18 protein-coding genes are annotated in these 19,791 nt (G+C 66.2%); 4 read left to right on the forward strand and 14 right to left on the reverse strand.

Going from position 1 to position 19,791, the window contains the following annotated elements:
- Positions 1 to 122: 122 nt before the first annotated feature.
- From ACRXBZ_RS28325 to ACRXBZ_RS28350, 6 genes are all read right to left on the reverse strand, one after another.
- Positions 123 to 1,712 carry an IPT/TIG domain-containing protein gene (locus ACRXBZ_RS28325; RefSeq protein WP_433881671.1) on the reverse strand — a complete coding sequence of 530 codons (1,590 nt, stop codon included), beginning with the start codon at positions 1,710 to 1,712 and terminating at the stop codon, positions 123 to 125.
- Positions 1,713 to 2,138: 426 nt separating this feature from the next.
- Positions 2,139 to 3,140, reverse strand: a complete 1,002-nt coding sequence (locus ACRXBZ_RS28330) for an IPT/TIG domain-containing protein (RefSeq protein WP_433881672.1) — start codon at positions 3,138 to 3,140, stop codon at positions 2,139 to 2,141.
- A gap of 647 nt (positions 3,141 to 3,787) precedes the next feature.
- Positions 3,788 to 5,377 (reverse strand): integrase, encoded by a 1,590-nt coding sequence (locus ACRXBZ_RS28335; RefSeq protein ID WP_433877504.1) that lies wholly within the window; start codon positions 5,375 to 5,377, stop codon positions 3,788 to 3,790.
- A gap of 5 nt (positions 5,378 to 5,382) precedes the next feature.
- Complete coding sequence (locus ACRXBZ_RS28340; RefSeq protein WP_190818330.1) at positions 5,383 to 5,715, reverse strand: helix-turn-helix domain-containing protein; 333 nt, start codon at positions 5,713 to 5,715, stop codon at positions 5,383 to 5,385.
- A complete protein-coding gene (locus ACRXBZ_RS28345) occupies positions 5,712 to 6,788 on the reverse strand; it encodes a tyrosine-type recombinase/integrase (RefSeq protein WP_433877503.1) in 1,077 nt (358 codons plus the stop codon). Before ACRXBZ_RS28345 ends, ACRXBZ_RS28340 begins: the two co-directional genes overlap by 4 nt.
- 69 nt (positions 6,789 to 6,857) lie before the next feature.
- A complete protein-coding gene (locus tag ACRXBZ_RS28350; protein WP_433881673.1) occupies positions 6,858 to 7,493 on the reverse strand; it encodes a transposase family protein in 636 nt (211 codons plus the stop codon).
- A 570-nt stretch (positions 7,494 to 8,063) separates the two neighbouring features.
- On the opposite strand from ACRXBZ_RS28350, the gene ACRXBZ_RS28355 reads away from it, so the two are divergent.
- Positions 8,064 to 9,836 (forward strand): IS1182 family transposase, encoded by a 1,773-nt coding sequence (locus ACRXBZ_RS28355; RefSeq protein WP_433877452.1) that lies wholly within the window; start codon positions 8,064 to 8,066, stop codon positions 9,834 to 9,836.
- Positions 9,837 to 9,841: 5 nt separating this feature from the next.
- Here ACRXBZ_RS28355 and ACRXBZ_RS28360 read toward each other — a convergent pair whose 3' ends face one another.
- Positions 9,842 to 10,255 (reverse strand): transposase family protein, encoded by a 414-nt coding sequence (locus ACRXBZ_RS28360; protein ID WP_433881674.1) that lies wholly within the window; start codon positions 10,253 to 10,255, stop codon positions 9,842 to 9,844.
- Between the two features lie 430 nt (positions 10,256 to 10,685).
- On the opposite strand from ACRXBZ_RS28360, the gene ACRXBZ_RS28365 reads away from it, so the two are divergent.
- Positions 10,686 to 10,841 carry a hypothetical protein gene (locus tag ACRXBZ_RS28365; protein ID WP_433881675.1) on the forward strand — a complete coding sequence of 52 codons (156 nt, stop codon included), beginning with the start codon at positions 10,686 to 10,688 and terminating at the stop codon, positions 10,839 to 10,841.
- A gap of 181 nt (positions 10,842 to 11,022) precedes the next feature.
- On the opposite strand, the gene ACRXBZ_RS28370 is transcribed toward ACRXBZ_RS28365, so the two are convergent.
- The 7 genes from ACRXBZ_RS28370 to ACRXBZ_RS28400 form a co-directional block, all read right to left on the reverse strand.
- Positions 11,023 to 11,583 carry a DUF6262 family protein gene (locus tag ACRXBZ_RS28370; protein ID WP_433878553.1) on the reverse strand — a complete coding sequence of 187 codons (561 nt, stop codon included), beginning with the start codon at positions 11,581 to 11,583 and terminating at the stop codon, positions 11,023 to 11,025.
- Positions 11,580 to 13,136: a tyrosine-type recombinase/integrase gene (locus ACRXBZ_RS28375; RefSeq protein ID WP_433881676.1), complete on the reverse strand. Its 1,557-nt coding sequence runs from the start codon at positions 13,134 to 13,136 to the stop codon at positions 11,580 to 11,582. Before ACRXBZ_RS28375 ends, ACRXBZ_RS28370 begins: the two co-directional genes overlap by 4 nt.
- Before the next feature lie 16 nt (positions 13,137 to 13,152).
- Positions 13,153 to 13,890 carry an ISAs1 family transposase gene (locus tag ACRXBZ_RS28380; RefSeq protein WP_433878667.1) on the reverse strand — a complete coding sequence of 246 codons (738 nt, stop codon included), beginning with the start codon at positions 13,888 to 13,890 and terminating at the stop codon, positions 13,153 to 13,155.
- Positions 13,847 to 14,323: a transposase family protein gene (locus ACRXBZ_RS28385; protein ID WP_433881677.1), complete on the reverse strand. Its 477-nt coding sequence runs from the start codon at positions 14,321 to 14,323 to the stop codon at positions 13,847 to 13,849. The genes ACRXBZ_RS28380 and ACRXBZ_RS28385 overlap by 44 nt, the downstream gene beginning before the upstream one ends.
- A 91-nt stretch (positions 14,324 to 14,414) precedes the next feature.
- Entirely contained in the window at positions 14,415 to 15,218 is an 804-nt protein-coding gene (locus ACRXBZ_RS28390; RefSeq protein WP_433881678.1) for a hypothetical protein, read from the reverse strand.
- A gap of 44 nt (positions 15,219 to 15,262) precedes the next feature.
- Complete coding sequence (locus ACRXBZ_RS28395; protein ID WP_433881679.1) at positions 15,263 to 16,054, reverse strand: tyrosine-type recombinase/integrase; 792 nt, start codon at positions 16,052 to 16,054, stop codon at positions 15,263 to 15,265.
- Positions 16,008 to 16,397: a hypothetical protein gene (locus tag ACRXBZ_RS28400; protein WP_433881680.1), complete on the reverse strand. Its 390-nt coding sequence runs from the start codon at positions 16,395 to 16,397 to the stop codon at positions 16,008 to 16,010. The genes ACRXBZ_RS28395 and ACRXBZ_RS28400 overlap by 47 nt, the downstream gene beginning before the upstream one ends.
- Positions 16,398 to 17,286: 889 nt before the next feature.
- Here ACRXBZ_RS28400 and istA point away from each other — a divergent pair.
- A complete protein-coding gene (istA, locus tag ACRXBZ_RS28405) occupies positions 17,287 to 18,894 on the forward strand; it encodes an IS21 family transposase (protein ID WP_433881681.1) in 1,608 nt (535 codons plus the stop codon).
- Positions 18,891 to 19,706 carry an IS21-like element helper ATPase IstB gene (gene istB / locus ACRXBZ_RS28410; RefSeq protein WP_433881682.1) on the forward strand — a complete coding sequence of 272 codons (816 nt, stop codon included), beginning with the start codon at positions 18,891 to 18,893 and terminating at the stop codon, positions 19,704 to 19,706. The genes istA and istB overlap by 4 nt, the downstream gene beginning before the upstream one ends.
- The last annotated feature ends 85 nt before the right edge of the window (positions 19,707 to 19,791 follow it).

Here is a 19,791-nt window from a genome sequence, read left to right on the forward strand (position 1 = left end):
ACGGGACGCGAATGCCTGAACCGGCCCTAGCTAACTGCTGGCACATGTCGCATCGAAGCGAGAGTCCTGCTGGCGAGACGGTTTCGCCAGCAGGACTCTTTCCGCATCGACTCGGCGAACAGCTAGCCGCCGGGAGGCGGCACGTAGGTGTATGCGAGCCCGCTACTCGTGCCCCCTGAGGACATGACAGTTACCAGAACGGTGCCTGTCCCCGACGGGGAGTTCGCTATGACTTGATTGTCCGAAAGGACAGTGAAGCTGGCGGTACTATTCCCGAAGTGAACTACCTTGGTAAAAGTCAATCCTGTGCCATTGATCGCAACTTGCGTACCTCCGGCCTCCGGCCCTTCGGGCGGCACCAAACTGCTGATTACTGGGGCCGCTAGGTACGAGTAGGTTAGTCCACCGCTCGTTCCACCGGGTGCCGTAACAGTGACCTGGACATTTCCGGTCCCCGCTGGAGCGACCGCCGTGAGCGTATTATCCGAATTGACTGTGAAGCTCGTGGCCGGAGTGCTGCCGAACATGACAGAACTGGCCCCAGCGAGCCCACTTCCTTGGATAACTACGCTGTTGCCGCCCGACTGCGGACCTTGAACCGGGGTCAAGCTCGTGATGACGGGTGCGGCGATGAACGTGAACGAGACCGACTCCGTACTCGAACCGGCAGACGTCGTCACGACCACCTGGGCCGGACCCGCTGCGTGGGGTGGAGTGGTCGCTGTAATCTGAGTCGATGAATTCACAGTAAAACTCGCCGCGGGCGTACCGCCAAAGGTAACAGCAGTAGCACCCGTAAAATTCGTACCAGTAATGGTCACATTCGTCCCGCCAGCAGCAGGACCACTCAATGGGCTTATACCCGTCGCCGAAGGTGCGGCGATGAACGTGAACGAGACCGACTCCGTACTCGAACCGGCAGACGTCGTCACGACCACCTGGGCCGGACCCGCTGCGTGGGGTGGAGTGGTCGCTGTAATCTGAGTCGATGAATTCACAGTAAAACTCGCCGCGGGCGTACCGCCAAAGGTAACAGCAGTAGCACCCGTAAAATTCGTACCAGTAATGGTCACATTCGTCCCGCCAGCAGCAGGACCACTCAATGGGCTTACACCCGTCACCGAAGGTGCGGCTTGGCCTTGAGTGTAGAGGAAGACGACGGAGCTGGTACTGCTTCCGCCAGGCGTCGTCACCACAACCTGGGCTGGACCTGCTGCGTGGGGTGGAGTGGTCGCTGTAATCTGAGTCGATGAATTCACAGTAAAACTCGCCGCCGGCGTTCCGCCAAAAGTCACCGCAGTTGCGCCGGTGAATCCGGTTCCGTTGATCGTCACTACGGTGCCGCCACTAGTCGGCCCGATGGTGGGTTGGATTGACGCGATTGCGGGGACTGGTGGTGCCTGGTACACGAAGTAAACGGGGCCGGTGCTGACACCGCCAGGCCCGGCGACGACTACCTGAGCTACACCGGCCGGCCGAGCGGGGGTAGTAGCGGTTATTCTGCTGTCTGAGTTGACCGTGAAGCTCGTTGCGGGCGTACCCCCAAAAGTTACTCCAGTGGCGCCGGTAAACATCGCCCCCGTGAGTGTGACGATCGTCCCGCCTGTGGTAGGCCCCAGTGAGGGCACGACGGTCGTTACAACTGGCGCAGCCATCCTGCCTACCAAGCCACCGGCTATTGGCTGCCCGACCACCAACCGATTTGAGTCCATCCCGAATTCCTTCTTCCAAGACGCATGCAACGTTCGCTGAGCGGACGAACTCGCCTCCGCAAGCTGGCATCGAAGCTCGCCGCTCAGCGGCTGTTTCTCGCGTCACAGCGACGAGCCATCAAAATATCTTCCGGTCACGCGTTTGCTCCCAGCGTTTCCACCCCGATGCGACGGCCCCGTCCGCGATTCGGCGGCCACGTTTCCAGTTAAGCCTGTTGTATTCGGCCCGGCATGCGGTCGGTAGCACCGTGCCACTTCTGGCGGACTCTGTTCCCGAGCGAAATTTCGGTTTCGGAAACAACCCTTGCAGGCAGTAGCCCCCGGGGGGGCGCCCAGGGCCTCCCCATGAGGGGAGGGTTTCCTGACGGACACGGCAAGGCCAGGGACGACGCGAGCAGATGCCCGCACAGGAAACCCTCTTGTAGATCATCCGCCAGGAGGCGCCTGGTAGGTGAAGGCTCCGGCGGAGGTGACCGACCCCCCATCGGTGCTCACCACGACGTCGACGGCGCCTGCCGCGTTCGGCGGCGTGATAGCAGCGAGCGTGCCGTTGTCGATGACACCGAACGCCGCTGGGACACCGCCGAACGTCACCCCCTGGGTGGTGGTCAGGTTGGTACCGGTGATCGTCACCGTGTCACCACCGTTGGTGGATCCGGCCGTGGGCGTCACGCCGGCGATCGTCGGTGTTGCGACATAGGTAAACGTCAGCCCGTCGGTGGAGCCGCCGGGGTTGGTCACCACGATCGAGGCATTGCCCGCCGTGCCGACCGGGGTGGTGGCGGTGATCGACCCGGCCGTGTTGGCAGTGATTGTCCCCGCGACCCCGCCGAACGTGACCGACGAGGCGTTCGACAGGTTGGTGCCCGTGATCGTCACCGAGGTTCCACCGACGGTGGGTCCTGAACTCGGACTCACACTGCTCTTAGTCGGTGGGTTGACGTAGAAGTAGTTCGCCGGAGCACTCGTTCCGCCAGGGGTGGCGATCGTTACCCCGACCACTCCGCTGCCCGAAGGGCTTACTGCCTGGACGTGGGTACCGGAGATTTGACTGAACGAGAGTGCCGACTTGGTGCCGAACTTCACCGCTGTGGTGCCGGACATGTTGGTTCCGAAGATATCGACCGTGGTGCCCCCGGCCGAACTCCCCGAGGTCGGCGACAAAGTGATACCCGTCGTGTAGGTGTACGTAGTGGTCGCACTGCCGTCGGCGTTGGTGACCGTGACCGTCACCGAACCGGCTGCGTGTGCCGGCGCCGTCGCGGTGATCTGGGTGTCGGAATTGATGGTGAAGGTCGCGGCGTTGCCGTCGAAAGTCACGCTGGTCACCGCGGGCGTGTTGAAGTTGGTCCCCGTGATGAGGACCGGATTCCCGCCTGCCGTTGTGCCTGACGACGGACTGATACTGGTAATCGTGGGCACTGCCATTTTCGCGCTCCATTCGGGCGGGTTGCGGCCCGCGGTTCGCGTAGCCGCAACCGCTTCTAAAACGTGATTTGACACATGAGAGTGCAGGTGAAGCTTCGGCCCGAAGAGCACACCTTCTGATTCCCGTATCTTACGGTACTGCACCCAACGGCTCGGAGTAATCGGCTATCCGGGTTCTGCATTCGAGTGACGATTGCGCCAATCGTGTTTCTCGTTCCGCAAGATCATAATTAGTCTTATTGGACCAGATGGGACCAGTGCGAGCTGAATCGAGAAAGAATCAACTTTGCTGAAACTGCGATGAATATATTTCATGGTTCAACAATTCGGTGGCATTTTGGCTCTTCGAAGTTATCCGGGGTCGTGTAGTCGGTTGATCATTTCGTGCGATCTTGTTCTGGTGACTGTTCGTGGTGGTCGGCGGAGTTTCGGGCGCAGAGCAAGCGTTGGACAGTGAGGTGATCTCAGTAGGGGGTTATGCGAGTCGGCCGTGTTCGAATTGGGTGAGTACGAGTGCGGCTTTGACGATGGGGCCGATTTTGCGGGGGCTGGTGGCTCTGCCCGGAGTTCAGGCGAACTGAGGGATTCTCAGCGGGAACCCAAGGGTGTTCGGGCTGTGTGGGGCGGTTGGACCCTTGGGTTCGTGCTCAACCCACGGTGTCGTGGTGGGCGCTGTGCAGGAGATTACGGGCGGCGGCGCTGTATCGGATGGCGGTGGTCTCGTCGAGCCCGAACACGGCGGCCAGGTGGAGAGGGTCCGGCCCGTGGGTGAGGGCTTCGTCGAGTTGGCGATCGACGCGCAGGGCCTCCAGTGTGGCGGCTCGGCGACGGAACGGACCGGTGAGCGCGTTGTCGCTGACCGGCCGGGTCGTGTTCGCGGTCTGCTTGTTGATGATCAGGTGGGGGTTGGCGGTGTGGGGCCAACGGTCACGCCGGTAGGTGAGCCAGTCGAGCAAGAGACGGTAGGTCAGCTGGTCCATCGGTCGGGTCACCGTGGCGATGGTGAGCTGCCGGTTGCCGAGGTCGACGTCGTCGAGCCGGAGCTTGCGGATGGCGTCGGGGCGGGCGGCGTGCACTGCGGCCAGCGCCAGGGTGAGCCGGGCGGCGGGGGTGGTCGCGGCCTGCGTAGCGTCGTCGATTTCGTTGGGAGACAAGGGAAGGATCACTGGGTCGTCGCGGTTGCTGCGGTCCCGGAGTCGAGCGGCAGGGTTGGCGAAGATGGTGCCGGTCTTCTTGCAGTGCCGCATCAACGACCGCAGCCCGGTGACGGCTTGCCGACGGCGATGTCCTTGCAGGGCTTCGATCACGGCGGCGACGTCGGCGACGGTGACCTCGCGCAGGTGGGCATAGCGGGCGGACCAGTCCACGAGCACGGGGTGGACGGCGCGCACGTAGCGGCGGGTCGTGCCCATCTTGCGGGGCAGGCTGCGCGGCCCGCCGTGGTGCAGAGTGCGCACCCAGTCGTGGACGTCGGCGGCGATGCCGGGCGCGAGTTCGGCGAGCTTGCCGTCCAGCCAGTGCTGGAACGCCGGGACGCGGTCGTCAACGAACAGGTCCGCCCGATCCAGGACCTCGGCGACACGGTCGATGCTGACGCCGTAGCGATGCAGGATGTCAACCAGCTGCGAGTAGCGGAACGCTTCGCCCTCGGCATGTCCGGACAGCAGGATGACCAGTGCCCGGCCCAGCTCGGCGACCAGCTTGGGGTTCCAGCCGTGCGCCTGCCCCAGCTGGTCGGCGATCCGCCGCACCCGGACCAGGACCGGGTTGGCCAATTCGGCGTGCAACTCCCAGCCGAAGGCTCGCTGCGGGCCGGGCAGGTGCAGTTGCAGTTGCCCGCCATCGGCGGGCCGGGGCGCAGCCAGCACGAGGTCGGTGACTCGTGCACTGGTCTGGGCTCGCTGGCCAGCGCGCTGGCGCACTCCGGAGCGTGGGCCGCGCATCTTGGTCATGCCGGCGAAGGCCAGCTGGTGGCAGGTGACCGTGGCCAGGTCGGCGTCGGTGACGACGTGAGGATCGTCGGCCAGTACCCCGGCCTGCAACCAGCACAGCCTGCAATAGCCGTGCTTCAGCGGCACGTGCCGGCCGCAGACCGCGCAGCGGCCGGGGGCATGGCGGCGGCGGAAGTCGTAGCAGGCGCGGCAATATCCGCCATACAGCACGCCCCAGGCCAGGCAGGTGGGGCAGCTTTCCGCCGTCTTGTCGATCGCGTGTCGGCGTTGGGGCATGGTGACCACGCGGCTCACATGGGCGGCAGCGAGCGGCCGTCCCGGCGTTTCGGCGTGACCGTCACACCGGCGGCGCCGCTGGTACCGGTCGCAGCGGTCGACTCGCCTTGCGGGGCGGGCCGGTCGACCTTGTCGGGCTCTGGGATGAGCAACACCTCGACACCGCAACCAAGGACTGCGCAGATGATGTTCAGCTCGTCGAGTTTGACGCTGGCCGGGCTGCCCGACCACAGCCCGGACATCTTCCCAGCGCTGATCATCAGGCCGTGCTCGGCGAGCATCCGTTGCAGCTCGCTGGCCTTCCAGATACCACGGTTGGCGGCAGCCAGCCGCAGGTTCCACCTCATATGCTCAGTCCCTTCAGCCGTTGCGCGGCCCGCTGCTGCCCGGCCAGCCATGCGTCCTCGACATGCGTCCGATGAACATGAACATAATTCATAGTTGTGGCGATCCAGGCGTGCCCGAGCGTCGCTTGGATGGCGATCAAGTCCATGCCGCCCAGGTAGAGCTCGCTGGCGCAGAAGTGCCGCAGGACATGCGGTGTCAACCGGTCCGACCAGTCCGGCAGGTGCTCGGCGGCGGCCGTAGCCAACCCGGCCCTCAGCACCTCGTTGCCCACCCTGGCACCGGTCCCGTCGGCGTTCTTGCGTTCGGAGCAGAACAACGGAGCGCCCAGCCGGGCAGGGTCGTCACCGAGCTGGCACCACACGTCCTCGACGAACCACCGCAGGGTCCGGCCCGCGTCATTGATCAGCGGCACCATGCGTTCCCGGGGCCCGGAGCCGCGGGCGCCTTTGCCGTGTCGGACATGGAGTTTGCCGAACGGGCCCAGGTCCCACTTGATGTCGGCCAAATCCAAGTGACGCACCTCGTTGATCCGCAACCCCACCTCCGACATCAGCCGGGCGGCGGCGTAGTTACGCGCGGTGGGAGCGAACTTGCGGCAGGTCGCCAGCTCGCCGCGCCACCCGGCGAACAGCGTCCTGATCTGCTCAGCGGACGGCGGGATCCGCAGTTTCGCCTCGCGTCGGCCGCGGGGTCGGTTCACCTCGTCGATCGGGCATTCCACGACCCGGCCGGTCAGGTTGTGGATCTCCACCTTGTGCCGCAGCTCGACGAACTCGAAATACGTCCTGATCGCCTGCGCCCGCGCCATCCGCGTGTTGGGCGGCACCGCCCGCAGCACCGTGCCGAAATAGGAGTCCACGTTGGACGGTTGCAGGTCCCACAACGGTCGGCCGAACCACGCACGCACCTGCTCCAGATGGCAGACATCCGAACGGATCGTGTTATCGGCCAAGCCTGCCGCCGAGCGGGCCAACACGAACCCGGCGAACACATCGGTCTCGAACCGCGCGATCTCCTCCGGGCCCAACGGCTCGCGCATCTCGCGCAGATCCCGCACGACCGCAAGCCCCACCACGCCTCCCCGACTTCAGCTCGACCGCAAGAACATCAACAGACGTGACATCGGCTCACGGAGGGTTATTCACGCTGAGGCGAAGAAATGCAGGGCGACAACGGTGGAGATGGTTTTACGGAAGGTCTCGATGGGGCGCCGGTAGTCGGTGTGCAGGATGCGCCAGGTCTTGAAGTTAGCGATCACCTGCTCGATGACGTAGCGAATCCTGTTGATCTGCGTGTTGAATTCTTTCTCCCAGTCCAGCAATTCGCGGCATTCAGGTTTCTTGATCGGCGTGAGCATGTCGTTGCCAACGTATCCTTTGTCGCCTATCCAGTTGGCGGGCGTCAGTGTCAACAGCACGCCAGATTCACCGAGGCAGTACGAGTCGTGCCGGCTGCCATCAATCGGATCGGAGATCCACCTGAGCTGGCCGTCGACCGTACAGGCGATCTGCACGTTCATACCGGTGGTCTTGTGCTTGCCCGAGTACAACTCCGGGTGCGAGGACCAGGACCAGCAGGGCAGCAGCGTGCCGTCGACGATGTACTGCTGCCGGTCGTCCAACTCGTCGGCGGTGGGCACGAACCTCGCGAGCACCTGGTTGATCAGTGGCGTCACTGTGGTAACCGCACGACTGATGGACGGCTGGGAAACTCCGTAGGTTTCTGCGATTTCCGCTTGGACCCGATTGCGCCTCATATAGGTCAGCGCAACGACCACAGAGTTCCACAATCCTAGAATCGGTGGCCACGGCTGATTCTCTTGCCCGGTTTCCATCCTGATCAGCTCGCACAAGTCGGCGATCTGTGGCACGGTGAGGCCGGTGGTATGATACATACAGGTGGTCCGTTTTCTTGCGATTTTGAGTGTGGTAACCCAATTCTCGCATTAAACGGACCGCCGCTTATGTCAACACGCCGGTCGGCGACTGAATTTTGATGCGCCTGAATAATCCTCACGGAACCTGAAGTTGAGTCAGAACACGAACCAACCACCCGAACGAGCAAGAACAGCCTGGTCCAGGCCGCCCGACGACGGAACATCCCTCCGGGAACTCAAGGGTTATCTATTAAAGTGTCGTAGGGCGCGCCAACGGCCGGTGAGCAGGGCGAATCCACGTTCGCCGAGGGCGCGGAGGCCGCGTAGCAGTTTGTTGTAGGTCTGGTTGTCGGTGTCCAGTGGGCGGCCTTTGCTGGTTTTGGGGTGTTTGATGACCCTGGTGGTTAATTCTCGGGTTGGGTGAGGGTGTGTTGGGTAGGCCCGGGATGATGATCTTGCGGCAGTCTTGTGGTGTCTGGCCGCAGGATGGAGATCGTGGTGTCGGTGCAGCCGCAGCCCTGGCCGGAGCCGGTCCCGGAGATCGCCGCGGCGATCCGGGCGATGTACAGCGGGCGACGTGAGGTGCCGTTGGCTGTGCAGGTCCGTGATCAGCTCGGTGAGCTGTTCGCGGACGCTGAGTTCGCCACGGCGTTCGGGGCTCGTGGCAAGCCCGGCTGGTCGCCGGGCATGCTCGCCATGATCACGGTGCTGCAGAAGGCGGAGGATCTGACCGACCGACAGGCCGCCGACGCGGTGCGCACCAACCTCGCCTGGAAATACGCGCTGGGGCTGGAGTTGACCGACCCCGGTTTCGACCACACGGTGCTCAGCGAGTTCCGTGCCCGCGTTGTCCAGCACCGGCTGGAGGAGAAGGCCCTGGACCTGCTGCTGGCGGTGTTGCGGGACAAGGGCTTGGTCACCGCTGGTGGCAAGCAACGCACGGACTCCACGCATGTGATCGCCGCGGTGCGGGACCTCAACCGGCTGGAGTTGGCGGGTGAGGCGGTGCGGGCTTGTCTGGAAGCCCTGTCCGCCGCGGCCCCGCATTGGGTGGCCGAGGTGCTCGACGTTCCGGGCTGGAGCCGGCGTTACCAGCAGCGGATCGACACCTGGCGCTTGCCGGCCTCGCAGACCAAGAAGGACGAACTCGCCCTGTCCTACGGCAAAGACGGCTTCACGTTACTGGCAGCCGTCTACGCGCCCGCCTCGCCGACGTGGCTGCGTGAACTCCCGGCCGTGGAGATCCTGCGCGTGGTGCTGGTCCAGAACTACACGCGCACCGTGGCCAGGAATGGACGAGAGGTGATCAAGCGGCGGGGGAATGACATCGATAAGGATGGTGGTCTCCCGCCCGGCTGTCGGCGCTTGACCTCACCCTACGACACCGACGCCCGTTGGGGCGTCAAGCGGGATATGTTCTGGAACGGCTTCAAGGTCCACATCAGTGAGACCTGTGCGGCTCCCGCCCCGACGGAACCCGCCGAGGATGCCGGCTGTCGCTGTCCTGCCGCGCAGAAGCCGAATCTGATCACGAACGTCGCCACGACCGACGCCACCGTCTCTGACAGCACGATGCTCGAACCGATCCATCAGGCTCTGCGGAAACGGGATCTGCTGCCCGACGAGCACTACCTTGATTCCGGTTACCCGTCCGCCGAACTGATCGTGGGGTCCCTGGAGAACTTCGGCATCGCGCTGATCACCCCTGTGCTGCTGGACCGCTCCCGCCAGGCCAAGGCCCACGAGGGATTCGCCGCGTCGGACTTCGCCGTCGACTGGCAGGCCCAACGGGTGACCTGCCCGGCTGGACAACTCAGCTCGTCGTGGACTCCTTGTGTCCAAGACGGGGTCCCCAAGACGGTGGTCACGTTCTCCAAGACGGTCTGTGGCTCCTGCCCACATCGGGCGCAGTGCACCACCGCGAAAAGCGGACGCCGACAGATCTCCTTACATCCCAGGGAGATGACCGAGGCACTGCGACGGGCCCGCGCCGAGCAGGAGACCCAGGACTGGCAGAAGGACTACGCCCTCCGCGCGGGCGTCGAAGGCACGATCCGCCAGGCCACGGCCGTCACCGGACTACGCCGTGCCCGCTACCGAGGCCTGGCCAAGACCCACCTCGACCACGTCTACTCAGCCGCCGCACTGAACCTGATCAGACTCGACGCTTGGTGGAACGGCCACCCGCTCGACCGGACCCGCACCAGCCACCTCTCCCGCCTCGAACTCAGCCTGGCAGCCTGAACCAATTAACCACCAGGATCTCTGATCGGGGTGAGGACCCCGGCTCCGGCACCCTGGTAGCCGCCGTCGGCCAGGGTGGGCAGGTTGAGCTGGGAGTAAGCCCAGTACAGGGCGCCGAGGACGTGGTTTTCAGCGGCGGTGATGTCGTGGATGGACCCGGGCTCGACGTCGGAGGCCCACAGCGGGAACCCGTCCGGGTCCGTCAGTGCTTGGATGTTGCCGGCTTGTTCGCGGGTTTTCCCGGAGTACCACAGGTCGATCTCGGCGCCTTTGGCGCTGGTGGTCTTTTCGCCGAGCCGGTCGGAGGAGAAGTTTTTGCCGTCCAGGATCAGATAGGCGTCGCCGTTGTCTGCCCAGGGTGGTGGACCGTGGGGTGCTCGGCAGAAGGTCGGGGTCGAGGGCGACGGTGGTCTGCACACCGAACCGGTAGAGCTTGCTCGGCGTTGCCGCGGGCGCGCCGTAGCCAGGACCGCACGGTCCCGGCCGGCACATCCAGCCGGGTGGCCACTGATCCAGATCCAGTGCCGGCCCCGGCGGCCACCAGCGCCTCGCCGATCACGTCGAGCGGGTAGGACCGGCCCGCTACAAGGTCGGCGGGGAGCAGGACGTGCGTGGCGCGACATGAGCGGCATCGGCCCCGGTCCAGCCGCACCGTGACCGTGCCCCCGGGGGCCATGGTCGCAGCATCCCGCCGCACGACGGGCAGTCCAGTCGTCCGGCGGCCCGCGCCTGCCGTGCCGCCTCGGCGTCGATGACTTCGATCATGTCCCATCCTGGGAAGGGTCCAGCAGCGTCAGTGCCCGGTGGAAGGGGGGAGCTGGTGTTGCATCCTGGCGCATGATCCACCCGATGAACAAGAGGCGCCACAACGAATCCCAGCGGCCGACCAACCGGCTCCTCGACGACGACCACGACCGTCCGCTCAAAGCAAACCTACAGCCCGGCCATGGGGACGACCGGTTCGTCGTCACGGTGTCGCCGCAGACGAACTCACCAACCGCCTGATAGATCGTCTTCACCGTGAAGGGCGCAGACCGCCCAGCACGTCCTCAGCCTGAAAGTCGGGCATTCTCTGGGGTTTGGCGCCGTGGTGGAGGTTGAGTCCTCCGCGTTTGCGCTGCTCAGAGGCTGATGTGGTTGAAGTTATCGGTGCAACAGGTGTGGCGCAAGTGGCTGGTGGGGGTTTTCAGCTGTTGGTGTTCGGGGCGTTGATGCGGGCCATCAGCTCGCGGTTGGCGGCGCGGGCGGCGGTGAGGTCCTGGTCGCGTTCCTCGAGCTGGAGGCGCAGATCGGTGACCTGTTGTTCTAAGTGGACGATCCGCTGGTTGAGCTGGTCGATGTCGTCGGGGGCGCCGAGCCCGGACTCGCGCCAGGCTTGCTCGCCGAGGAGCGCGGACAGCCGGGTCTCCAGGTGTTGGGCGCGTGCGGCCATGCGGGCGCAGCGTTGCTGGGCGGCCAACAGGTCGGCCTGCAGGGATGCCCGGCTGACCGCGGGTGCGCCGGCCGCGGTGTTCGGTGGCTGGGCGTCGGCAGCGTGGAGTTGTTCGAGCAGGTCGCGGTGGCGGTAGAGAAAGCTGCGGTCGACCCCGCTGGCGCGCGCGATTGCGCTGACGGTGATCTGATCGCCGTTGGCGACCGCGGTGTGGAGGGCTGTGAGGACGCGCTGGCGGCGTCGGCCGGAGTCCGCTCGTCGTCCTTCGACCATCGCCCTGGCCGTGTCTCGACGATCTGTGTGGTTGGTGGTCACGCGGTGCGCTCCGGGCGGAGGTCGGGCAGGGCTTGGCGGATGCGGGGCATGCCCAGCATCACGGCGCGGTGGCGGCGCACTACCGTGACTGCCTGCTCGAGGTGTTCGCGTTCGGTGGCGGTGAGCTCGTCGAGCCCGGTGGTGATCCGTGCGATGAGCCGCCGGATCCGGCCGATCTCGTCGTCGGAGGGCATGGCCTCGGCGCGCGCCCAGTCGTCGATGTCGCTGGCAGCGAGCACGCGTTCCCGGTTGCGCAGCAGGTCGTCGAGGTATGCCTGCAGGTCCGGCAGGTAGGAGACGTCGGTGCGGAAGTGGTCGCAGCCGGCGCAGCGGAACCGGAACGGGCAGGACTGGCCGCCGGCTTTGACGTTGGAGGGCTCGGCGCAGATCCCGAACGGGACGGCGACCTCCCCGATCGCGCGGCGAGCGCGTTCGGAGTCCAGCAGTTGCTGCGCCTGCCGCCAGATCCGGTTGCCGTGCCGGTCGAACTGCATCGTGGCGACCCGGTCGACGGCCTCGCGGCGGCGCGCGCCGCCGACACGGTAGTAGCCTTTCGTCGTGTTGAGGCTGACATGGTTGAGCAAAGACCCCAGCACATCGATCGGGACACCGGCGTCGGCGTGCCGCTGAGCATACGAATGACGGTAGGCATAGGGCACGATCCGGGCTTTGTCGTACTCGGTGCCATCGGTCCGCAGCAGTGACGGCAGGCTGTCGATCCAGGCGCGGTGCCGGGCACCCAACTGGTTTTCGGTGATCGCGCGCCGGCCGTGTGGGTTGGCATAGGCAGCGGGCAACAGCTTCAGTTCCGCCAGCATGGTATCGGGGAACCGGGTGCGGACATGGTCTTTCTGCTCGCTGATCAAGTCCGCGGTCGCTTGCGCGATCGGCAGCCGCCGACCGATCCGGGCGTTCTTGTGGTTGTCGTAGACCAGCACGGGTAGCCGGTCCTCGTCGTATTCCAGACAGTCCCACGGCAACGCGCAAATCTCGTCCGGTCGCCGGCCGGTGTCCATGATCAGTTCCACTGCGACGCGGATTTCCCGGCAGGAAATGGAATGCTCCAGTGCCGGCAGGTGATCACAGAGCTGCCGCAGGATCTCCGCGGGGAGGTCCCGGTTCGGCTCGGGATCCTCGGGCTTTTGCGGAATATCGCTGGTGACGAGGGCGAAATCATCACCCAGACCAGCGGCCGGGCCGCCGGCGCGGGTCAACCCGAGCGCCCGAAATCGCACCAGCAGCTGCCTGACCTCGCGGCATCGGCGCGTGCGGGCGTCAGTGGACAGTTGCCCTTCAGCGGCGAGGAAAGCCATCCGTTGCAGGAAGGCGTCGATATCGCCGCGTCCCAGCACCGCCGGGTCGTTGCCGTGATCGGTGCGTGTGGCCCGCAGGCTCTCGGACAAGCTGGCCAGGCTGGTCAGGTAGTGATGCGCCGGCCCGGCAGCGTTCTTGCCGCGGCGTCTCGGCAAATCGTCGGCTGCCCACCGCTTGGCCGCCTCGCGCAACCATGCCTGGCTGATCTGGGTGAAGGTCAGACGCCAGGGCGTGTGCAAGGTTAACCTGTCCGGTTTAGGTGGTTTCGGGTAGTAGGTCCAGGAGTCGTTCGGGTTTGCGGTTGCTGGCGCGGAGGGCGGGTTGGATGCCGGTGGCTCCGTTTTGGCGGTGCAGGGTGATTGCGGTGTTGCGTAAGACGGCGAGGTTCTGGGGTGCGTTGCCGGTGCGGGCCCGGTGGTGGTCCTCGTTGAAGGCGACGTCACGAACGAGGTGGAGTCTTCCCTCGATGCCCCAGTGCCCGCGGATGAGTCTGGCCAGGTCATCAGGTCCGGCGGTGGCCGGTGGCAGGTTGGTCAGGTAATGCACCGTTTCGATGCTGGCGGGTTTGCCGTTCGGCCGGCGCCAGCGCCGGACCTGGACGGCCTGCCGGGCGTTCAGCGACTCTGATCGCAGATCGTCGTCCAGGATCAGGACTTTCAGGCTGCGGGTCTCGGCGCGCCCGTGCCCGCGACTGCGATCGTGGGTGTCAAGTCGGGCGTTGTTCCAGGGCAGGGTTGTCAGCCTCCGGTGCAGGCGAGGGCGGTTGCCCTTCACCGGCAGGAGCCAGAACGCCCCGGCTTTGTCGGCCTCGGCGGCGAAATCGGCGCTGGTGTGTTTGGCATCAGCGGTGATCACCGTGCCGGACAGGGTTTTTCGTCCTAGCCGGGCCAGAAGGTCGCGGGCGGCGGCATTCTCATCACCGGCCTGGACCGCGGTCTGGCCAACAACTTCACCGCGGGAGTTCATCGCGGCCACGACCTGGGTTTGGGGCATGTCGGTCTCCCCCGGTGGTCGCGGCCCGCATCGTCTTGCCGTCGACAGCGACCGCCTCAGCGGGCTTGTACTCCTGCATCGTCCAGCCGGATAAGGCCTGGTCAAGCTCGTCATGATCGACTTTGGCCAGGACCCGGGAGAAGGTCCAGTTCGACGGCGTGCCCGACCACGAACACACGCCGAGTTCGGCCAGCAACCGGGTTGGCAGATCCGCGGAATTCTCGGCGATCTCGAGGAAGGTCTTCGCTCCGGCGGCCACGGCCAGCACCGCCAGGGACAGCAGCAACGGCAGCCGATACCGCAGGCCGCGGGCTTTGCGGGGATCAGTCACCGTTTCCAGGGCCTGCCACAGGCCGTCGATACGGCTCTGCAGGGACTCCACGGTGAGGGTGGGCTGGTTCAGCACAGTCAGGATCGGGGAGGATGAGGACACGAGGGCGCGGCTTTCGGGTAGAACATCACGGACTAGACACCCCGATGATCTCCCATCAAGGCTGCGCCCTCGTGCCGCGTGTCCAGCCTGCTCAGAAACCCGCCGCAGCCCTCAGATCAACCTTGCACACGCCCTGGGTCAGACGCCCAGGCAACCCGAACACGGCCAGGTCCCACACATCCTTGACTCGTTCGGTCTCGGGAGTGCGGAAAGCGCGTTGAACATGGCGCACAAAGCAGCGCAGCACCTTGTGCTGATCACCGCGACCATTAAGGTCGCTGCCTGCGAGGGAGACCGGTTGTTCACGCCGCAACTCCCACGCGATCTGACGGAGTCTGGCGGTGCCGGTGAGCGCGCCGTCGCGGGTCCGCTGCTGCAGTCCATAAAGGACCTCCGCGACCACGAGGGCCGGAATGCCGTGCAGGCTGACCTGGCCGGCCCCCTCGATGGCCGGTTCGATCCGGCGCCACCGTCGCTCATCGAAGCCCGGATCGGTGCGGCGCTGATCTCGCCACCGCTCGTCGTGAGCCCGGCAGTAGCGCCGGTTCCTGCGAGCACGGCCACATGCCTCCACCTGGCACAACCGGCCCGGCTGCAGCGGGACAACACCCTCCACCGCGCCCCCGCCCTGGTGATCCTCCGGGCTGGCCATGCTGGTCCGGCACATGCCGCACGTCCGATCGTGGCCATAGACCTGATTGCCGCACCCTTGCGTCTGACACATCCGCCAGCCCAGCTGAGGATGCTCCGACGGCAGCGACAACACCCGCGTCACCGCATCCCACCCGGCCTCGGCCAGGAAAGCCGGATCGATCATCCCAACCAACCGAGCCACCGTGGGCCCGACGTCGCACCCCGCACCGAGCACATGCGCCGCGTCTGCGGGAACAGCCACGGCTATGCTCGACGGCGGCACCGACCTCACCGTCGTAACCGCGTTCACCGCAGGGCTCCCGGCTGCACACGCGGGCTGGGCACACGCTCGACGGCCTCCCGCAGCCGACCCGGGTCGGGATGCAGGTACACCTGCGACGAGGACACCGCGGCATGCCCCAACAGCTCGGCGATCTCGTCCAGGCGGCCGCCGGCGTCGGCGACATTGCTCCCGAACGCGTGCCGGAGCTGGTGCGGCCGGACCGGCTGGTCCAGCCCGGCCCGCCGTGAGCAGGCGGCCATCAACTCGTTGATCGCGTCCGGGCGCATCGGCGCGCCGAGCGGCTCACGGAACAGGTTGACAAACACGAGATCATTGTCTGCGGCTTGCGGCACCTCCATCCGCTCGAACTCGTAGACGTCAAACGCCTGCACAACAAGGAAATCCAGCGGCACCACCCGCTCGCGGCGGGACTTGGCCCACGCCCCGTTCGGGTTCTCGCGGCGCACCACATGCAGATGCGCCCGGGCCACCTTGCACCCCAACAACCGCGAATCCGGCAGCAGATGCACATCGCCGCGGCGCAACCCGCACACCTCACCACGGCGCAACCCCGCCCGAGCCATCAGCAACACGATCAGCCAGTCCCGCGCCGATCGGCACGCCCGCAGCAGCGCGACGATCTCCTCGTCGCTGGCCCGATCCACCACCGTTTCCGGCTCACGCAACCGATGCCGCGCCCGCATCCGCCACGTCATGCGGTCGTCCTCACCGCGGGCGGACTCGGGCAGGTCCCGGTCATCAGCCACCTCATACAACAGCGGCACCAGCCACGCCGGGGCCAGCCCCACGGTCACGGAATGCGTCGCGAAACCGCGCACCGCACACAACACCGCATTCACCCGCCGCGCGCCGCGCGCCGCGCACCGGCTCCCGCCCCGGCCCGACGAGCACCTCGCCACCCGGGACGGCATCAACCCCGCTGGCCTGCGCGCCAGCGTGCTGCAGCCAGATGATGAACAGTCCCAGATGCTCCACCCCGGCATGCCAGTGCCGCCCGGTCCGGGCACACCAGCGCAGGAACAACGCGATCCCGCCGGCATACGACTTCGTGGTCAGCTCCGAGCCATCACGGCCGAACCGAACATGCCGCAAGAACACGTCCGCCTCGCCAACCACGACCAGGTCCTCATCCAGCACCGTCCAGTACCGCGCCGGACGGCAGCCTCACCAGGAACGCCCGCACTCTCCCCACTCCGATCTCGTGACAGGAATCGTGAACGATTACCAGCCACGAGCACCGCACCCCAGGAGAACCACCACACAACCACCACAATCACCCGAATCGGGCGACACCACACAACAGGCCGGTCACCCCAAGAGAACGGGCAACACTCAGATCCCTGCACCGCCGCAACTGCTCACGAACCACTCAGACGACGGAGCCCTCATGTGCAGACAGGACGTCAGCCAGCGAGTCCATCGCGCAGAAGTGGCGCAAGCTCCGACTCGGGACGCGCACCGAGGGGGCGAGCTTGTGCAGGTGGCAGCGCAGCCTGCTTTGGATCCGGGTGCGTTCGGCGACCAGGTCCCTGCGGTGATCGACCAGCAGTCGCTCCTCGCTTGCGGGGCCGGCGAACCCAGCGACTGGAAGCCCGTCGCAGCACCGCGAGCGCAACCGCTTCGGCGTCGATCGGGTCGGACGCCCAGCTTCCGACCGACTCGTTATGCTCCGGTCATCAGCCGGATTGGTACTCGCATGACTCGAGCGCCGGCGCCGAGCAGGTCGCGCTCCGTCGGCGGGTCAGGTACCGACGGTCTTCGCGCACGAAACTGACCTGGACCACTGCCCTGCCCAGCCGAGCAATTCCAGGTGCCCGTCCGCCATCAAGCCCTCCGAGAACGCGAGGTGTCGGCCTCCCATAGGTGTCAGCTGCCACGAACTAGGGACCACTGAAGCGGGTGTTTTGCCATGGTCATGGGACCACTTGGTTGCCACTAATGGGACCACCTGGCGTGTCGTGCCGGGACGGTTCTCGATTGTCCACATGGGATCGATCCAAGTTGATCGACTTGGAGGTCCTGTGGGATGGCGTACCGGGAGGTTGCTGTGATCGAAGTTCGGGAGATGTTGCGGGCCTGGATGGCGGGTAAGGGTCTGCGGAGGGTGGCTGAGCAGGCCGGGGTGGACCGTAAGACGGTCCGCCGCTACACCGATGCGGCGGTGGCGGCGGGGCTGGATCGTGACGGCGGCGAGGATCAGCTGACCGACGAGCTGATCGGGCAGGTGGTGGCCGGGGTGCGCCCGGATCGCCCGGCTGGTCGTGGCTCGGCGTGGGAGAGCCTGGAGACCGAGCGTGAGCAGATCGTGGAGTGGGTCGGCAAGGACCTGACGGTGGTCAAGATCGGGGAGTTGCTGGCCCGCCAGGGGGTGGTGGTGCCGCATCGGACGCTGCACCGTTTCTGCGTGGAGCGCACCGGCTACCGGGGCCGTGGCGCTGGAGACACGGTGCGGGTGGCCGATGGCACGCCGGGCGTGGAGTGCCAGATCGACTTCGCCAAGATGGGGCTGCTGTATGACCCGTCGGCGGGGCGGCGCCGCGTGGTGCACGCGTTGATCTTCACGGCGGTGTTCTCGCGGCACATGTTCGTGTGGCTGACCTTTGCGCAGACGCTGGAGGCCGTCGTGGCCGGGTGCGAGGCGGCGTGGCGGCACTTCGATGGAGTGTTCCGGGTGCTGATCCCGGATAACGCGTCGGCGATGGTGGCCAAGGCGGACGCGGTCAATCCGCAGTTCACCGTGGGCTGGCTGGAGTACGCGCAGGCCAGGGGCTTCGTCACGGACGCGGCCAGGGTCCGCTCACCCCAGGACAAACCTCGGGTCGAGAGGACTGTGCAGTACGTACGCGGCAACTTCTTCGCTGGCGAGACCTTTGTGGACCTGGCCGACGCCCAGGCCCGCGCCGAGACCTGGTGCCGGGACAAGGCCGGGCTGCGGATCCATGGCACGATCCACGCCCGCCCGGCGGAGGTGTTCGCCGAGCACGAGGCCACCGCGCTGCTGCCCGCCCCCGAGACGCCGTATGAGGTGCCGATCTATGTCGAGGTCAAAGTGCACCGCGACTACCACGTTCAGGTTGGCAAGGCGCTGTACTCGGCCCCGAAGGCCTACATCGGCCAGCAGGTCCAAGCCCGCGCGGACGCGGAACTGGTCAAGCTGTTCCACCGCGGCCAGCTGATCAAGACCCATCCCCGGCAGCGCCCCGGTGGCCGCTGCACCGACCCCGAAGACCTGCCCGCCGAGAAGACCGCCTACGCGCTGCGTGACCTGCAGCGGCTGACCCGCGCCGCCGCCGCGCACGGCGAGAACGTCGGCATCTACGCGGAACGACTGCTCGACGACAAGCTGCCCTGGACCCGGATGCGGCAGGTCTACCGGCTGCTCGGGCTGGCCAAACGCTATGGCTCCGGACCAGCCGACACCGCGTGCGGGAAAGCCCTGGACATCGACGTCATCTCCGTCACCAAGATCGCCTCGATGCTGGAGCACGCCACCGAGAACACCCCCACCCCGGCGCCGGCGGCCGCACGAGCGGCCACCCCAGCCCGCTTCGCCCGCGATCCGCGCGAGTTCCGGCGGGTCAAGCCGTACTGGATGAAAGTGATCGACGGCGGAGGGGAGGCGACGACCCGATGAGCGCCACAACGATGATCGACCCAGTCTCACCCGAGCTCAAGCAGGTGCTGCGGGCGCTCAAGCTCGGCAAGATGCTCCACACGCTGCCCGAACGGCTCACGTTGGCCAAACAGCAGCACCTCTCGCACGCGGCGTTCCTCGAGCTCGTGCTGGCCGACGAGGCCACCCGCCGCGACACCCAGTCCGCGCAGCTACGGGCCCGCAAAGCCGGCCTCGACCCCGGCATGCGCATCGAAACCTGGGACGAGTCCGCCGCGGTGCGCTACGACCGCACCCTCTGGAACGAACTCACCAGCCTGCGATTCCTCGACGGGCCCCACGGAGCCTGCCTGCTCGGAGCGGTCGGGGTCGGCAAGACCCACCTGGCCACCGCGCTCGGGCACATCGCCGTCCGCCGCCGCCACAGCGTGCTCATGCTCCGCGCCGACGCGCTGTTCAAACGACTCAAAGCCGCCCGCCTCGACAACAGCGTCGAGGCCGAGATGCGCCGGCTGACCCAGGTCCGGCTCCTGCTCATCGACGACTTCGCACTCCAGCCCCTGCACGCCACCGAGACCGCCGACTTCTACGAGCTCGTCGTGGCCCGTCACCACACCGCGTCCACCGTGCTGACCTCCAACCGCGAGCCTGCCGAGTGGCTGGCCATGATGAGCGACCCCCTCCTCGCCCAATCCGCCGTCGACCGGCTCACCTCCACCACTCACGAACTCGTCATCGAGGGCGAGTCCTACCGGCAACGACAGAAACCCGGACACGCGCCCTCCGGCGCGTCCATTGACACCACCACGACGGGAGACCACGATGCTCACTGAGCCGACCACGTGGTCCCATCCCCGCGGCAATACCCCGGTCCCTTCCTCGTGGCAAATGACACCCATAGGAGAGGCCGACACCGGT

The sequence above is a fragment of the Saccharopolyspora hattusasensis genome (genome assembly GCF_050972075.1).
In the GTDB taxonomy this organism is placed as follows: Bacteria; Actinomycetota; Actinomycetes; order Mycobacteriales; family Pseudonocardiaceae; genus Saccharopolyspora; species Saccharopolyspora hattusasensis.

Bases quoted from the DNA above. Each gene is read 5' to 3' on its own strand.
- ACRXBZ_RS28340 (WP_190818330.1), bottom strand. From the start codon at position 5,715: ATGAGGTGGAACCTGCGGCTGGCTGCCGCCAACCGTGGTATCTGGAAG.
- ACRXBZ_RS28365 (WP_433881675.1), top strand. From the start codon at position 10,686: ATGAACAAGAGGCGCCACAACGAATCCCAGCGGCCGACCAACCGGCTC.
- istA (WP_433881681.1), top strand. From the start codon at position 17,287: ATGGCGTACCGGGAGGTTGCTGTGATCGAAGTTCGGGAGATGTTGCGG.
- istB (WP_433881682.1), top strand. From the start codon at position 18,891: ATGAGCGCCACAACGATGATCGACCCAGTCTCACCCGAGCTCAAGCAG.
- ACRXBZ_RS28380 (WP_433878667.1), bottom strand. From the start codon at position 13,890: ATGCCCCAAACCCAGGTCGTGGCCGCGATGAACTCCCGCGGTGAAGTT.
- ACRXBZ_RS28330 (WP_433881672.1), bottom strand. From the start codon at position 3,140: ATGGCAGTGCCCACGATTACCAGTATCAGTCCGTCGTCAGGCACAACG.
- ACRXBZ_RS28325 (WP_433881671.1), bottom strand. From the start codon at position 1,712: ATGGACTCAAATCGGTTGGTGGTCGGGCAGCCAATAGCCGGTGGCTTG.